The organism is Bacillus sp. Bvel1 (assembly GCF_014872755.1).
In the GTDB taxonomy this organism is placed as follows: domain Bacteria; phylum Bacillota; class Bacilli; order Bacillales; family Bacillaceae; genus Bacillus; species Bacillus velezensis.
The window spans coordinates 1-15,374 of the sequence record NZ_JAAOBZ010000008.1 but is presented as its reverse complement, the minus strand read 5'-3'; the positions used below and the strand labels follow the sequence as shown (position 1 = coordinate 15,374).

The window sequence follows — 15,374 nt, the reverse complement described above, 5'->3', positions numbered from 1 at the left end:
AGTAAAATACATATGATGGAGGAACAATAGTGGAAACATTGCAAACATGGGGCGGCAGATTTAAACAGTTTTTCTTAGACAATAAATTTGTCTTGTTTTTGCTTGTATTGCTGCTCATCGGTCTCAATATCCTTGTCTTTATGAAGACATCATTTATTTTCACACCCATTATCGTCCTGCTCAAAACGATTGCGCTCCCCGTCATTTTGACAGGAATTGTTTATTATCTGCTTAATCCGATCGTAGATATATTGGAAAAAATAAGAGTGAAAAGAGTCTATTCCATCCTGCTCCTTTACCTCATTATTATAGGGCTGATTTCGATTACGGTCGTTTCAATTATTCCGTTTTTAAAGGAACAGATCATGAGCCTGATCGACAACCTGCCGAAATATGTGGACATCGTTGAAGATCAGACGAAAAGCCTGATCGGAAGCGATTTTGTAAATCAGGCGCAAAAGACGATGAATATCAACATTTCCGATCTTGCCAATAAAGTATCGGCGCAGGCGGCGACAATTGCAAACAGCACATTTACCGGGGTCGGGAATTTTATCGGCGCGCTGACTGAAGTGATTATTTCAATAGTGACCGTGCCGTTTATTCTGTTCTATTTGCTGAAAGACGGCAAAAAACTGCCGATCTATATCTTAAAGTTTGTGCCCACCCGTCTGAAAGAACAAACGTATACGATGCTGAGTGAAATGAACCACAGATTAAGCTCCTATATCAGAGGACAGGTCATCGTCAGCTTCTGCATCGGGTTTTTATTATTTATCGGCTATCTGATTATCGGACTTGATTATGCTTCCCTGCTTGCGGTCATTGCCGCTTGTACGAGCGTTGTTCCGTATTTAGGGCCGACCATTGCCATCACGCCGGCGATTATTATCGCGTTGGTCACTTCGCCTCTTATGCTGCTGAAACTTGCGATTGTCTGGACCATTGTCCAGCTCGTGGAAGGGAAATTAATTTCGCCGCAGATCATGGGGAAAAATCTTCACATTCACCCGATTACCATCATCTTTGTTCTTTTAACCGCCGGAAAGCTGTTCGGGGTTGTCGGCATTATTTTAGCCATCCCGGGGTATGCGGTCATCAAAGTGGTCACGACCCATCTGTTTGATTGGTTCAAAATGCGTTCGCATTTATATGAAGAAGAAAAAAATGATGCTGTATCGAAGTCATAAAATCGGAACGGACATGATATTTATTATAAGACAGGCTTTCCTTCAAAGGAGAGCTTCTCTTTTGTAAATGATGAATGAAGGGAAGAATGGGATGACACTATGGGAGATGTTCACAGCAGCCGTTTTGGGAATCGTGGAAGGGCTGACGGAATACGCGCCGGTTTCTTCCACGGGACATATGATCATAGCGGATGACATCTGGCTGAAATCCGGAAGCCTGATGAATCCGGAAGCCGCCAATTCCTTCAAAGTGGTGATTCAGCTCGGTTCGATTCTGGCGGTGGCCATTGTGTTTAAGGATCGGATATTACATTTACTCGGCCTCAAAAAAAACGTCACGCGCGATCAGCAGAAGGGATACAGGCTGACCATCGCGCAAATCGCCGTCGGTCTTGTTCCGGCAGCGGTGCTCGGCTTTTTATTTGAGGATTTCATTGACCGCTATTTATTCTCTGTCAGAACGGTCGCTTACGGATTAATTGCCGGAGCCGTGCTTATGCTTATAGCGGACTGGATCAATAAAAGGAAAGAAACGATCGATACGGTGGACAGAATCACCTACAAACAGGCTTTCTGTGTCGGATTATTCCAGTGTCTCGCCTTATGGCCCGGATTTTCCCGATCAGGCTCAACGATTGCCGGAGGTGTTATTGTCGGCTTGAATCACCGGGCAGCCGCAGACTTCACATTTATTATGGCGATTCCGATTATGGCGGGCGCAAGCCTTCTGAAGCTGGTGAAATACTGGAGCAGTCTTTCTTATGACATGATTCCGTTTTTTCTTGTCGGCTTTATCTGCGCCTTTGTCGTCGCCCTCTTAGTCGTCAAGTTTTTTCTTCGGCTCATTAACCGGATTAAGCTTGTCCCGTTCGCCATTTACCGTGTCATCCTCGGCATCATTTTAATCATGCTCGTGCGATAAACGAAGAGGCCCCCCGGAGGGTCTTCTTTTTATGTTCGAAAAACGTCTCAGGAAAATATGAGCAAACTGAATTTTCTGCTTGAAATTCATAGAAGAGTCATCTATAATAAAACATGACGTTACAGCACGGGGCCATAGCTCAGCTGGGAGAGCGCTACGCTGGCAGCGTAGAGGTCAGGGGTTCGAGCCCCCTTGGCTCCATACCTTTAAACCCTTATTCTATAAATAAGGGTTTTTTTGTTTTTTCATCTTCTGCAGCAGCCTCTGTGTTCCGCTTCATTTCTAACAACTCAAAAAAAAGGAAAGAGAGAAAATGAAAAAGAAAATCTATCTTATATTATCTCTGTCAGCTGCACTGGCACTTCTTTTAACAGCGCTCCCGGCTCTTTCTCCTGTCATCTTCACGTCTGCTTCAGAAAAAGGAGCTATCAGGCATGACATTTATAAAAAAGGATATCCGTATCAAAGCTACTTTGCGATTCTTCAAAAAGAAGAAGGAGGCGGAGAGGCCGGGAACCTTTATTATGTAAATTGGTTCAATTGGAAAGATGAAACCGGACAGACGCCGCACGTATGTTATTCAAAAAAATCGTCCGAAGGCGAGTACAAAGTAAGCTGCGGAACCGGACCGTAATGATCAAGAGCCCCTCTGCAATGAGGGGCTCTTTCTGTCGATGCGGATCCGCTTAATACCCCCTATAGAACGGCTGAACATAATGCCGATACGGATAATTGGGATAATGCGTATTTGGCTGATAAGGCTTATTCATATCATGAATACCCGTGTTTTCAGACTGTCCGCAGTATTTATCGGGACCTATCACAGTTGATTGCCGGATCGGTGAAACGGCTTTTTCCCACTCGTGCTCATTCAGACAGTACGTATGCGCCATGATCTCAGGCGGCGTCAGACGGAGAATATCCGAGCCGTATATCACTTCAGGCGAAGGGGCGTCAAATATGGCCAAAAGGTGGGTTTTGTCTGAAGTGGCGACTTCATAATGCCACCACCCCTGCGGAACATTCGCCACTTGTCCTGGAGAGATCGGATAATTCCGTATTTTCTGGGTGAACGGATTCAGCATCGATACCACCGCGGAACCCGAAATACAGTACACCAATTCAGCGGCGTTTTGATGGGTATGCGGTTCAATCACATTTGTTTTACTCAGAAAGATATCTAATAATGAAATATTTTCAAGCGTGTTTAACTGTTTAATCCCCAATACATTGATAAAGTTCCGAGCATCTTTCGTAAAAAAACGGCTCTCATTTACATCATAAGTGAACTGTGTATTCGGAGACGTGTAATCGATATCGGAAACCATGCAATCCCCCGCTTTCATCTTTAAACGTATATTCCCAAATATATGTGTCCCTGTTTCACCGGGTGATAAAAAAGGAGGTGAAATCCATAAATTCCAAATCCAACACAATATTGTGACGACTTTTTAAAGATTCATTTTAGATATATCTTTTATTCGAAATATCTCTTACTATAAAGATATATTAAAAATACATCTTTAGGAGGGTTGAGGATGAACATGCTGGATGAGAGAACAATAGACATCATCAAAAGCACAGTACCCGTATTAAAAACACATGGAGAAAACATCACCGGACGCTTTTATAACCTGATGTTTCAAGATCATCCCGAACTGTTAAATATGTTTAACCAAACGAACCAAAAGAAACAGACTCAGCGCGCAGCATTGGCAAATGCAGTCATTGCGGCTGCGGCGAATATTGATCAATTAGAACAAATCATTCCGGCGGTCAGACAGATCGGCCATAAACACACAAGCATCGGTGTAAAACCGGAACATTATCCGATTGTCGGAAAGTATCTGCTTCTGGCGATTAAGGATGTGCTGCAGGATGCCGCAACTCCTGAAATTATGCAGGCATGGGAAAAAGCTTACGGTGTTATTGCGGAGGCTTTTATCGGCATTGAAAAAGACATGTACAATGAAGCCGGATGGCAGGGGTATAAAGAATTTACGGTTATACAGAAAACAAAAGAAAGCAAAGATATCACATCATTTTATATCAAACCGAGTGACGGCTCTTCGCTTCCTGGATTTGAAGCGGGACAATATATCAGCATTAAAGTGAGGATTGCGGATTCTCCTTATACGCACATTCGCCAGTACAGCCTGTCTGATGCTTCTCGAAAAGGCGCATATCGGATTTCTGTGAAAAAGGACGGAGCGGTTTCTTCTCATCTCCACAATGAAGTTCAAGAGGGAGATAAACTTGAAGTCAGCGCACCCGCCGGGGATTTCAAGCTGTCTTCTTCCGAAAAACCGGTTGTTCTTATCAGTGCCGGTTCCGGAATCACGCCGATGATGAGCATGCTGAAAACAGCCGCCGAAAAACAGCCGGAGCGTTCCGTTACTTTTATTCATGCCGCGAAAAACGGAGAGTACGCCGCGTTCGGCAAAGAGGCTGAACAAGCTGCGGAGAATCATCCGAATATTAACGTCATTTATGTATACAGTGAACCGGCAGAACAAGACCGCTCAGGAGACAAGCCTTTTTACAGCGGCCGGATTGATCAAACCTTCTTGGAGCAGCTTCATCTGAATCAAGATGCTGAATGTTACTTGTGCGGATCAGCGCAGTTTATGACGCAAATGAAAGATATGATTCTTGCACTCGGGTTTGACTCTGATTCTGTTCAATATGAATTGTTCGGCCCTCAGCTGAGCATGGCATAACAAAAAAAGACTCCTCAAAGAGGAGTCTTTTTTATTTGCACGATGTGTTCTTTCTCCGTCTTTTTCCCTATTTTATTGAAATTTTCATCAATGACCAGTAAAATTATAAATCTAGTGATTCCGGAATTAAAGGAAGGTTGATATGAAAAAGAAAGCAAAGACCAAAAGGGTGCTTGGGTGCCTTTTTGCTGTATCTCTTATATTCGGATTATTTCTGGTATCAATGGTATTTTCGAAATTCATAGTGACGGAAGAAAAACCGCCTGAAGAGGTGGACGAGCAGCAGGTCTTTATTGACAGCCTTTCCGGGCATGCTCAAATTTTATATGAGAAATATCATGTCCTTCCGAGCATCACCCTCGCACAGGCCATTCTCGAATCGGACTGGGGGAACAGTGAGCTTGCGGGGAAAGCGCGCAACCTGTTCGGTGTAAAAGGTGATTATAAAGGAAAACACGTCACGATGAAAACGGATGAATTTGAAAAAGGAAAACGAAAAACGATTCGGGCAAAATTCCGTAAATACAGCACGTTTTTTGAATCAATGGATGACCATGCCAAATTATTTGTCAACGGAACGTCTTGGAATAAAAAGAAGTACAAGCCCGTCATTGAAGCGGACAATTATAAAACAGCGGCGGCTGCCCTTCAAAAATCCGGCTACGCCACAGACCCCGGCTATGCTGAAAAAATTAAAGATGTCATAGAAACCTATAACCTGAATGAATATGACAAAATCAATGCCTCTCTTAAAGCAGTTGATAAGAAAGGCGCAATCAAAGACCACGCCATTGAAGACGTGTGGTCCAAGCCGTCGAAAGAGCGGCATTCTATTAAATTGGCATCGGCGCAAAAGTTTACCGGCCAGCATATTAAAGTCGTATCTGAAAAACAAAACGGAGAATCCGTCTGGTACCAAATTCAAGTGAAAGATAAGCTGATCGGCTGGGTTGACCAAACCGCCGTCCAGTTAAGTGAAGAAACATAAGCATCAAAAAAAGCCGGCAGCTTGCCGGCTTTTTTTACATTCCTTCAGTTTCAAACCTTTTAATATCACGTTTATGCCCCATCAGCACAAGGCAGTCACATTCATGAATGACAGTCTCCGGAGAAGGGGACAGCTGAATGTCTCCATTATGTTTCACGGCGAGAATGGTGCAGCCGAATCTGGCGCGGGCGCCGAGATCAAGAATGGATTTTAAATGCAGCTTTTTAGTGGCTGAAAGCTCCACAATGCTGTATTCATCTGACAAATCGATGTAATTTAAGACGTTTTCATCTGAAAGGCTTTGCGCAATCCGCACGCCCATATCCTTTTCAGGATGGATAATACGATCAGCACCGATCTTTTCAAGCACTTTGTGATGATAATAGTTTTGCGCTTTCACCCAAATATTAGGGATGTTCAGCTCCTTCAATAACAGCGTCGTCAGCGTGCTTGCCTGTATATTGGCTCCGATTGCTACGATGACATATTCAAAATTTCTGATGCCGAGCGACTGAAGCTCGCTTTCTTCCGTTGAATTTGCCCGCACGGCATGCGTGGCATAAGAGGAGTATGCGTTGACCCGCTCTTCGCTGATATCGATCGCAAGCACCTCATGCCCCATTTTAAAAAGCTCTTTACAGATGCTTCCGCCGAAACGGCCGAGTCCGATGACGGCAAATTGTTTATTTTTGATTTTTCCCAATCCTCATAACTCCTTAAGAAACTGTTTTCGTCACTCCAAATACAACAAACAAGAATGTACTCCTGTTTTAGGGGTTTGTCAATGCGAGGGCCGGAAGAAAGAAAACAGCACAAAAAAAGACCGGCTGACAAGCGATGAGCTTGTGCCGGTCCGTTTTTCGCAATTATTTGCAGTTGCATGGCTGTGTCGGCGGTGTGCTGCGTTTTTGAACAACAATTGTGTCCTCAGCATAGAATTTAGAGCCGATGCTTAATGATTTATTTTCTGCACGGAACTTATATGTACCTGCAGCAGGCAATGTTTTATTATTAAGAGAAAGCTTAAATTCCGCTGCGCCGAGCAAATCAATGTTTAACGGAAGTCTGACTGTTTTGCCGTTATTCAGAATCTGTCTTTCGCGCAAAGCGTGTCCGTTGACTGTATCTTTTGTTGTAGCCGCAAATCCGCTAGGAAGGGTAAATTCCATAACGCCTAAGCTCAGGATCGTGTTCGGACGGTACGTCAATTCGATATCAGAAAATGACCATTCCTGCTGGCTGGCACCTGTATATTTTGCAAATAAGGTAGCAGTCGCTTTCGTGGACATTTCCGGCTCGTGAACGGTTGAGCCTGACTCAGCGGCGAATGACGCTGTCGGCAGAGAAAGAAGCAAAACCAGGCCGAATAAACTTGCCATGACAGTTGAGAAAAACTTGTGTTTCATTTTTATAAATCCCCCTAAAAAAAATTTGCTGATTGTTCTTAAAAAAGAACGACCATACCTATAAAAATTTACCATCAATTTTAATGGAAGTAAATGGGGTTATGTTCCTATATTTTCTCAAAAATAATCAAATCACGACAAAAAACGCCTGAATCAAAATCAGGCGTTTTTTTCGTCCGTTTCTATCGGAATAAATTTAAAAATCTCCCCGCTCTGAACCGAGTCGGCGAGCCGCTTCAGCCAATGATAATAAGCTTTCGAGCTTTCAAGCTGATCATATAACTGCCGCGCTTCTTCCTGTAATTCCGCGCTGCCTTCCTCGGCCAGCAAAACGGACTGCAAATCCGCCTGGGCCTGTACGATGGCGGACAAATTCACCTGAACTTCACGGTCCCATTTCGGCGGAAAGAAATTCGTGAAAAACGTAAAGAAATCCTTTTCCGCTACAAATGTATGCTTCCGTGTGCCGCGGTGAAAGGTTTTTTTGACCACATTTAAATCCTGCAGCTTTTTAACGCCCGTGCTCATACTCGGTTTGCTCATCTGCAGTTCCTCACGCATTTCGTCAAGCGTCATTTCATCCCTCATATACATTGTTCCGTATAAAATCCCGACACTCCGTGTGATTCCGTAAAGATCCATCGTCTCTGCAATGGAATCAATGACAAGATCCCTGGCTTGTTCTATAGCTGCGAATTCTGGATTCTCATCCATAATGTCCCTCTTTTCCTCTTGAAGTTTAAATTTGTTAAGTCATTTCTTTATGTTCTTAATCTTAACGAATCATGACAAAATGTCAAAATCTAAACGGACTGTCCGGGTTTTGACAGGCAAAAAAACATGTGTTAAATTAACATTGTTAAAAACATTAAATTTTTATTTAACAAACTTACTTCTCGGTAAGGAGGACTCTTATGAGCAAAACGCTTTATATCGGCGGCGAATGGATCAGTGCAGAAAAAAAACAGACCCGCCGCATCATTAATCCATTTAATCAAGAAGAAATTGCAACGGTATGCGAAGGAGACCGGAATGATGCGGTGAAAGCCATCGCCGCAGCCAGAAAAGCATTTGATGAAGGGGAATGGCCGGTGCTTTCCGGGCTCGAGCGCGGACAATTTGTTCTGAAAATTGCGGAATTAATCAGACGCGATCTGAACGAATTAGCTGAGCTGGAATCGCTTGATACAGGAAAAACGATTGAAGAAAGTAAAGCCGATATGGATGATATCGCAAATGTATTTCAATATTATGCCGGTTTGGCGGATAAAGACGGAGGCGAAGTCATTTCATCTCCGATTCCCGATTCAGTAAGTAAAATCGTCAGAGAGCCAATTGGCGTATGCGGACAAATTACGCCGTGGAACTATCCGCTCCTTCAGGCGAGCTGGAAAATCGCTCCCGCTCTTGCGGCCGGAAACACGATCGTTTTAAAGCCGAGCGAGATTACTCCGCTTACAACCATTAAAGTCTTTCAATTAATAGAAGAAGCCGGTATTCCGAAAGGGGCCGCCAATCTCGTGCTGGGGCCGGGCGCCTCTGTCGGCGACGAGCTGGCGAGAAACCTCGACGTCGATTTGGTCTCTTTTACGGGCGGAATTGAAACAGGCAAAAAAATCATGCAGGCGGCAAGCGGCAACGTGAAAAAGATTGCCCTGGAGCTTGGCGGCAAAAATCCGAATATCGTATTTCAAGATGCAGATCTCGAAACAGCTGCAGATCAAGCGCTGAACGCCGTGTTTTTCCATGCCGGTCAAGTTTGTTCGGCCGGGTCACGTCTTTTGGTGGACGAAGCCATTCATGATGAATTTTTAGCCGAGCTGATCAAGCGCACGAAACGCATCAAATTAGGAAACGGTTTTCATGAAGATACGGAAAGCGGTCCGCTGATTTCCGCCGAGCATCGGGCCAAAGTCGAAAAATACGTAGAAATCGGTATCGAAGAAGGGGCAAAACTGGAAACAGGCGGCAAACGTCCTGATGATCCCGCCCTTCAAAACGGTTTCTTCTATGAACCTACTATTTTCTCAAACTGCAAGTCTGATATGCGAATAGTCCAAGAGGAAATCTTCGGCCCCGTTTTAACAGTCGAGTCATTCTCTTCAGAAGAAGAAGTGATCAGACTTGCCAACGATACCATTTACGGGCTGGCCGGAGCGGTATGGTCAAAGGATATTGAAAAATGCGAACGCGTAGCCGCCAAACTGCGGATGGGAACGGTATGGATCAATGATTTCCACCCGTATTTCGCGCAAGCGCCATGGGGCGGGTACAAACAATCGGGCTTCGGCCGCGAACTCGGCAAAATCGGTCTGGAAGAATACACGGAAATCAAACATATTTACCGCAACACGAAACCTGCGGCTGTGAACTGGTTTCAAGCATAATTAGGAGGAGATACAATATGACATTAAATATGAAAGTAGAAAGCATGCATAAATTCCATACATTCGAAATCCCGACAGTCATTAAACACGGAATCGGCGCGATTCAGCACGCGGGAAGTGAAGTCAGAGCGCTTGGCGTCACAAAAGCGCTGCTCGTAACAGACCCGGGAATTTATAACGCGGGAGTGGCAAACCCGGTCATTGAATCTTTGCAGGAAGCGGGCATCGAAGTCGTCCTGTTTAACAAAGTGGAGCCGAACCCGCCTGTACGTCTTGTAAACGAAGGGTCAGAACTGTATAAAAAAGAAAACTGCAACGGTCTTGTGGCTGTCGGCGGCGGAAGCTCCATGGATACGGCGAAAGCGATCGGGGTAGAAGCGACACACGAAGGAAGCGTGCTTGATTATGAAGCCGCGGAAGGCAAAAAGCCGCTGGAAAACCGTATTCCTCCGCTGACAACGATCCCGACGACTGCGGGAACAGGTTCAGAGGTCACGCAATGGGCGGTCATTACAGATGAGGAAAGAGAATTTAAATTCAATACGGGCGGACCGCTTATCGCTGCGCATTTAACGGTCATTGACCCTGAGCTGCACACGTCCATGCCTCCGCATGTGACGGCCATGACAGGTATTGACGCACTTGCGCACGCCATCGAGTGCTATACGATGAAATTCGCGCAGCCGATCACTGATGCCGTCGCTTTAATGGCCATTGAATATGCAGCGCATTATATTAAGCGCGCGTTTGCGGACGGAGAGGATTTGGAAGCGAGATACGGTATGGCGCAGGCGGCGATGCTTGCCGGCCTTTCATACGGCAGTGAATCAGCAGGCGCGGCGCATGCGATGAGCCAGACGCTCGGCGGCATCATCCCTGTCGCTCACGGACAATGCGTCGCAGCTATGATGGGACCGGTAATGGAATACAACTGGAAAGGCTATCCGGAAAAATTCGCCCGCATCGCCAAAGCATTCGGAATCGATACAAGCAACATGACAACCGAAGAAGCGGCCAAAGCGTCCGTCAACTGGATGTATGATCTTGTAAAAGATTTAGAGGTGCCGAGTTTAGAAGAACAAGGTGTGTCTCCGGACATGATTGAACGTTTATCAAAAGAAGCCATGAAAGATCCGCAAACATTCGGAAATCCAAGAGATTTGAATGAGAAAGCATACAACTGGATTTACAAACGCTGCTTTGACTTAACGCCGAAAACGGTATAATAAATGAACCCCGCTCCTTTACAGAGCGGGGTTTTTTAAGGATAATGTCAAGAAAAAGGCGGTGGTGGCTGATGTGGAAACGCATAACAGCAAAGACGGAAGGCGTATATATAGCGGATACCGAACAATTTGTTACCAAAAAGATGGACAAGCTTCGCGCGGAATACGGCGGGTTTCCCGGTGACCTGCATTTCGGACTGACAAAAAAGGCCGGCGCGCGTGAGCCGATGTATGAAAGAGGAACAGAAATTTTTAACCGGAGACAAATTTCAATCGTGTCCATGGAGGAATGTGATGACATTGCGGAGAAGATGGGGATTTCTCATATCTTTCCCGAATGGCTCGGCGCTAACATCGCAATCAGCGGTTTTTCTGCGCTGACGCCGCTTAAAGAAGGAAGCAGAATGATATTTCCAAGCGGTGCGTCTCTGTTGTGCGAGGGAGAAAATGATCCGTGCATTCAGCCGGGAGAAGTCATTCAATCCTTTTATCCGGATCAGCCAAAACTCGCCGCGGCGTTTGTGAGGCACGCGATGGGCAGAAGAGGAATTGTCTGTATTGTTGAACGCCCGGGTGATATATGCACGGGCGATGCGGTCACCATCCATTCCTATGAACCGAAACGCGCCAAGAAAAAAATTGAGAAGGTCTGACTCAGACCTTCTCGATTTTTTGTTTGATTTCTTCTATTTGATCGATGTGACGCTTTTCATGATGGCCGATAAAATCAATCCACTGGCGGATCGTCAGTTCTTGAAAAACGGGATGCGGAAGCACACGTTCAAAATCTTCCTCGTTTAATGATGAAATAACTGCGGTCAGCTGCTGTCTTGCCGTATCTAATTCTTGTTTTGCTTCAATGACTGAGATTCGGTTTTGCTCAGGTTCGAGGTGTGACGGCGCCGGCCGTTTATTTGATCTGTCCTCTATAAACTCCATCGGTTTGTCTTCGATTTTTTTAAACGGTGCGTCTTTTGCCTGCTTTGATAAAAGGGTCTGCGCTGTTTCGTCAATTTTCTTTAAATGGTCAAGGACTTCCCGCACGCTCCACTCATCAGCCGCGGGCTTTCGGTTGAATTCCTCATCAGAGAGCCCTTTCAGTACTTCCCAGGTCTGCTGTCTGGCTTCATTAAAAATGCTCATCCTATCTCCTCCTTTAGAGTAAACATATCATATCCGGATTGGATAATCATGTAATCAGCCTTCCTTATCAGAAAATTGAAACCATTTACCTTTACATCCGTATATAAAGTAACACTCCGACACCTCAGCCGAAAGGAGGATAGAATGTGGACATATTTCATCTGCCGTTTGAAACGGTCTATCTTTACACATTGATTATTTCGGGAAGTCTCACGCTTTTGATTCTGTTTTTTCAAGATGTGTTTCACGGCCTCTCAGAAGCCATTCCTGTTTCATTTTTAAACCCTGCATTGATTCTGTCTTTTTTAACAATCTTTTCAGCCTCAGGTTATATCGGCGAAATCGCCGCTCCGCTATCAAGTCCTGTCATTGCGTTGCTTTCATTTGTTCTTTCGGTTCTTTTGGTCAGCCTGCTTCACTTCTTCGTCCTTGCCCCGCTTTCATCAGCGGAAGAATCGCTCGCATATCGGGAGACAGATTTAAAGGGCAGGGTCGGCAGGGTCATTACTTCCGTCCCGAAAGACGGCTATGGGGAAGTGATCATAGAGGGAATAGGGGGCGCCATTTCTAAATCAGCCGTCAGCTTTGATCAAGAACAGATCAGATACGGAACGGCCGTATTAGTGATTGACGTGAAAGACGGAGTGCTTTTTGTGACGCCGCATGAACCAATCTGATATCTAAGGGGGAACTGTTATGACTATGCCGATTATCATTGTTATCGGAATCGTATTCTTTTTACTCATCGCACTTATTGCTGTATTTATTACGAAGTACCGGACAGCGGGGCCGGACGAAGCCCTTATCGTGACCGGAAGTTATTTGGGAAATAAGAACGTCCACATTGATGAAGGCGGAAATCGTCTGAAAATCGTCCGGGGCGGGGGAACGTTCGTGCTCCCGGTATTCCAGCAGGCAGAACCTCTCAGTTTACTGTCAAGCAAACTTGATGTCTCTACACCTGAAGTCTATACAGAGCAAGGGGTGCCGGTAATGGCCGACGGAACCGCCATTATTAAAATCGGAGGCTCCATCGGTGAAATCGCCACAGCAGCTGAACAATTTTTGGGGAAATCCAAGGACGACCGTGAGCAGGAGGCGCGGGAAGTGCTGGAAGGCCATCTGCGCTCCATCCTCGGCTCCATGACCGTTGAAGAGATTTATAAAAACAGGGAAAAGTTTTCTCAGGAAGTCCAGCGGGTCGCGTCTCAGGATCTTGCTAAAATGGGGCTGATGATCGTTTCTTTTACGATTAAAGACGTCCGGGATAAAAACGGCTATCTTGAATCATTAGGCAAGCCGAGAATCGCCCAAGTCAAGCGGGATGCGGACATTGCCACGGCAGAAGCGGATAAAGAGACGAGGATTAAACGCGCGGCCGCTGATAAAGACGCAAAAAAATCAGAGCTGGAGCGGGCGACGGAAATAGCTGAAGCGGAAAAAATCAATCAGCTGAAAATGGCGGAATACAGAAGAGAGCAGGATACAGCAAAAGCCAATGCCGACCAGGCATATGATCTTGAAACCGCAAAAGCGCGCCAGCAGGTGACAGAGCAGGAAATGCAAATTAAAATTATTGAGCGGCAAAAGCAGATTGAATTGGAGGAAAAAGAAATTCTGCGCCGTGAGCGCCAATATGACTCTGAAGTGAAGAAAAAAGCCGATGCTGACCGTTACTCGGTGGAACAAGCGGCCGCGGCCGCAAAAGCGAAGCAGCTCGCCGAAGCCGATGCCGAGCAGTACAGCATCGAAGCGATGGCCAAGGCGGAAGCGGAACGCGTGAGAATTGACGGTCTTGCTAAAGCGGAGGCTGAAAAGGCGAGAGGAGAAACCGAAGCGGAAGTCATCCGCCTGAAAGGTCTCGCAGAAGCGGAAGCTAAAGAAAAAATCGCCGACGCATTCGAAAAATACGGGCAGGCTGCAATCCTTGATATGATTGTGAAAATGCTGCCTGAATACGCAAAACAAGTCTCAGCGCCTCTTTCAAACATTGATAAAATTACCGTCGTGGATACGGGAGGAAGCGGTGAAAACGGCGGGGCCAATAAAGTCACAGGCTACGCAACCAATTTAATGGCCGGTCTCCAGGAAAGCTTAAAAGCATCTTCGGGAATCAATGTAAAAGAGCTGATTGAGAATTTTTCAGGCAAAGGAAACATAAAACAAAGCATAAATGAACTTACAAAAGAACTGAGTGATTCTAACGAACGGCACAGCCCGGAATAAAAAACAGCAGGCGTAAACCGCCTGCTGTTTCAGTTCGTCCGCTTAGCTTCAAGAAGCCGCGGCGCAGTCATGAATAATAAGATAAGGACAATGGCCGAAAGGATAAAAGAAGGAATCATGTAAGTCGCGTTATAGACGGATGAATAAATCCAGACCGGCGTACCCTTCGGAGCATAGCTTCCGAAAAAGACAGCTCCGGAGACCACATGCGCCGCATAGCGCAGTACACTGCCGATGAAAACACCGCCTATAACATACATCGTTAAAGCGCCTCTTTTTTTATTCAATGCCGATTCTCGTACACCGGAAGCGAACAAGCCGCTGAAACCGAGAACTGCAAATGCCGCGATGTAATCAAGAAATAGCTGCACCGGGTGCTGCAAAAACAAATTGCCGATGGCGATCTGGACAATCCCTGTTAAAAAGCCTGTCGTAAGCCCGGCCTTCACTCCCCAGCGGAATGAAATCAAAAAAATTGGAATCATCATAATAGAGACCGAACCGCCTTGGGGCATCCGGAGAAACATGCCTGAGACAATGTCCAGAATGACAGCCGCCCCGGTCATAATCGCTATTTCAATTAAGCGCACAAGCTGTGTTGAATGATTCATAGTTTTCCCCCTGGTCAGACAACCGTATCAAGGATAAACAAAAAAGCAGCGCGGGGAAGGATGGGAAAAGGTCCGCGCGCTGCTTACATAAACTGCAAATCATTTGGCTTTGCCACATCCCTACGCCAGCGTTAACTAACAGGTTCAAAGGGTCAGAACAAAACGTTCACTCTCAGCTTTAATGCTCCCCTTGTGGTCATCAAGTATTTAGTTCAATCTTACTATACAAGAAAATAGGCCAAACCACAAGACAGCTTATCTTTCTATAGAAGAGAAACTGAAATAAGTATGAAAGAAAATAGCTAATGATTTTTTTAAAAAAACTATTGTCATATTTTCAAAAGGGTGTTATATTATTAAACGTCGCTGATGAACAGCAGACAACAACGAAAAGCTTCGGAAACAACTTGAAAAAAGTTGTTGACATAAAACAAGCTGAGTGGTAAGCTAATAAAGCTGCTTCAACAAGCGGTAATGATCTTTGAAAACTAAACAAGACAAAACGTACCTGTTAATTCAAAGTTTTAAATAAATCGCACAGCGATGTGCGTAGTC

At 45.3% G+C, this 15,374-nt stretch carries 16 protein-coding genes, 1 tRNA gene and 1 riboswitch; of the genes, 11 read left to right on the top strand and 6 right to left on the bottom strand.

Going from position 1 to position 15,374, the window contains the following annotated elements:
- Nucleotides 1–29 precede the first annotated feature (29 nt).
- The 4 genes from HAP68_RS14390 to HAP68_RS14375 all read left to right on the top strand — a co-directional run bounded on the left by HAP68_RS14390 (nt 30) and on the right by HAP68_RS14375 (nt 2,746).
- Nucleotides 30–1,190: an AI-2E family transporter gene (locus HAP68_RS14390; protein ID WP_024085726.1), complete on the top strand. Its 1,161-nt coding sequence runs from the start codon at nt 30–32 to the stop codon at nt 1,188–1,190.
- Between the two features lie 91 nt (nt 1,191–1,281).
- On the top strand, nt 1,282–2,112 hold the full coding sequence (locus HAP68_RS14385) for an undecaprenyl-diphosphate phosphatase (RefSeq protein ID WP_007613337.1): 831 nt from the start codon (nt 1,282–1,284) through the stop codon (nt 2,110–2,112).
- 128 nt (nt 2,113–2,240) lie between these two features.
- Nucleotides 2,241–2,313: transfer RNA gene (locus tag HAP68_RS14380), tRNA-Ala, on the top strand.
- A 112-nt stretch (nt 2,314–2,425) separates the two neighbouring features.
- Nucleotides 2,426–2,746 (top strand): hypothetical protein, encoded by a 321-nt coding sequence (locus HAP68_RS14375; protein ID WP_014305649.1) that lies wholly within the window; start codon nt 2,426–2,428, stop codon nt 2,744–2,746.
- Nucleotides 2,747–2,798: 52 nt separating this feature from the next.
- Here HAP68_RS14375 and HAP68_RS14370 read toward each other — a convergent pair whose 3' ends face one another.
- A complete protein-coding gene (locus HAP68_RS14370; protein WP_024085725.1) occupies nt 2,799–3,440 on the bottom strand; it encodes a cupin domain-containing protein in 642 nt (213 codons plus the stop codon).
- A gap of 216 nt (nt 3,441–3,656) precedes the next feature.
- On the opposite strand from HAP68_RS14370, the gene hmpA reads away from it, so the two are divergent.
- Both hmpA and HAP68_RS14360 read left to right on the top strand, forming a co-directional pair.
- Nucleotides 3,657–4,832: an NO-inducible flavohemoprotein gene (hmpA, locus tag HAP68_RS14365; RefSeq protein ID WP_024085724.1), complete on the top strand. Its 1,176-nt coding sequence runs from the start codon at nt 3,657–3,659 to the stop codon at nt 4,830–4,832.
- A 142-nt stretch (nt 4,833–4,974) separates the two neighbouring features.
- Nucleotides 4,975–5,820 carry a glucosaminidase domain-containing protein gene (locus tag HAP68_RS14360; protein WP_024085723.1) on the top strand — a complete coding sequence of 282 codons (846 nt, stop codon included), beginning with the start codon at nt 4,975–4,977 and terminating at the stop codon, nt 5,818–5,820.
- Nucleotides 5,821–5,854: 34 nt separating this feature from the next.
- Here the strand turns inward: HAP68_RS14360 and ktrA are convergent, their stop codons facing one another.
- The 3 genes from ktrA to cudC form a co-directional block, all read right to left on the bottom strand.
- The gene (ktrA, locus tag HAP68_RS14355; protein ID WP_014305646.1) at nt 5,855–6,523 is read right to left on the bottom strand and encodes a potassium uptake protein KtrA; all 669 of its coding nucleotides are present in this window, start codon (nt 6,521–6,523) and stop codon (nt 5,855–5,857) included.
- 163 nt (nt 6,524–6,686) lie between these two features.
- Nucleotides 6,687–7,226, bottom strand: a complete 540-nt coding sequence (gene bslA, locus HAP68_RS14350) for a biofilm surface layer hydrophobin BslA (RefSeq protein WP_003152178.1) — start codon at nt 7,224–7,226, stop codon at nt 6,687–6,689.
- A 159-nt stretch (nt 7,227–7,385) separates the two neighbouring features.
- Nucleotides 7,386–7,940, bottom strand: coding sequence for a choline uptake/conversion transcriptional regulator CudC (gene cudC / locus HAP68_RS14345; RefSeq protein ID WP_003152179.1), 555 nt, complete (start codon nt 7,938–7,940; stop codon nt 7,386–7,388).
- A gap of 200 nt (nt 7,941–8,140) precedes the next feature.
- Between cudC and betB the strand changes: the two genes are divergently transcribed.
- The 3 genes from betB (at nt 8,141) to HAP68_RS14330 (ending at nt 11,492) form a co-directional block, all read left to right on the top strand.
- Nucleotides 8,141–9,613: a betaine-aldehyde dehydrogenase gene (betB, locus tag HAP68_RS14340; protein WP_014305644.1), complete on the top strand. Its 1,473-nt coding sequence runs from the start codon at nt 8,141–8,143 to the stop codon at nt 9,611–9,613.
- Between the two features lie 17 nt (nt 9,614–9,630).
- On the top strand, nt 9,631–10,839 hold the full coding sequence (gene gbsB, locus HAP68_RS14335; protein ID WP_003152181.1) for a choline dehydrogenase: 1,209 nt from the start codon (nt 9,631–9,633) through the stop codon (nt 10,837–10,839).
- Nucleotides 10,840–10,910: 71 nt separating this feature from the next.
- Nucleotides 10,911–11,492 (top strand): MOSC domain-containing protein, encoded by a 582-nt coding sequence (locus tag HAP68_RS14330; protein WP_003152182.1) that lies wholly within the window; start codon nt 10,911–10,913, stop codon nt 11,490–11,492.
- A gap of 1 nt (nt 11,493) precedes the next feature.
- On the opposite strand, the gene HAP68_RS14325 is transcribed toward HAP68_RS14330, so the two are convergent.
- Entirely contained in the window at nt 11,494–11,982 is a 489-nt protein-coding gene (locus HAP68_RS14325) for a DinB family protein (RefSeq protein WP_024085722.1), read from the bottom strand.
- Nucleotides 11,983–12,128: 146 nt separating this feature from the next.
- On the opposite strand from HAP68_RS14325, the gene HAP68_RS14320 reads away from it, so the two are divergent.
- Together HAP68_RS14320 and HAP68_RS14315 are read left to right on the top strand one after the other, a co-directional pair.
- Nucleotides 12,129–12,659, top strand: coding sequence for an NfeD family protein (locus tag HAP68_RS14320; RefSeq protein WP_024085721.1), 531 nt, complete (start codon nt 12,129–12,131; stop codon nt 12,657–12,659).
- 19 nt (nt 12,660–12,678) lie between these two features.
- Nucleotides 12,679–14,208, top strand: a complete 1,530-nt coding sequence (locus tag HAP68_RS14315) for a flotillin family protein (protein ID WP_024085720.1) — start codon at nt 12,679–12,681, stop codon at nt 14,206–14,208.
- A gap of 29 nt (nt 14,209–14,237) precedes the next feature.
- Here the strand turns inward: HAP68_RS14315 and thiT are convergent, their stop codons facing one another.
- On the bottom strand, nt 14,238–14,819 hold the full coding sequence (thiT, locus tag HAP68_RS14310) for an energy-coupled thiamine transporter ThiT (RefSeq protein WP_007410163.1): 582 nt from the start codon (nt 14,817–14,819) through the stop codon (nt 14,238–14,240).
- A 100-nt stretch (nt 14,820–14,919) separates the two neighbouring features.
- Nucleotides 14,920–15,020, bottom strand: a riboswitch (TPP riboswitch).
- Nucleotides 15,021–15,374 lie beyond the last annotated feature (354 nt).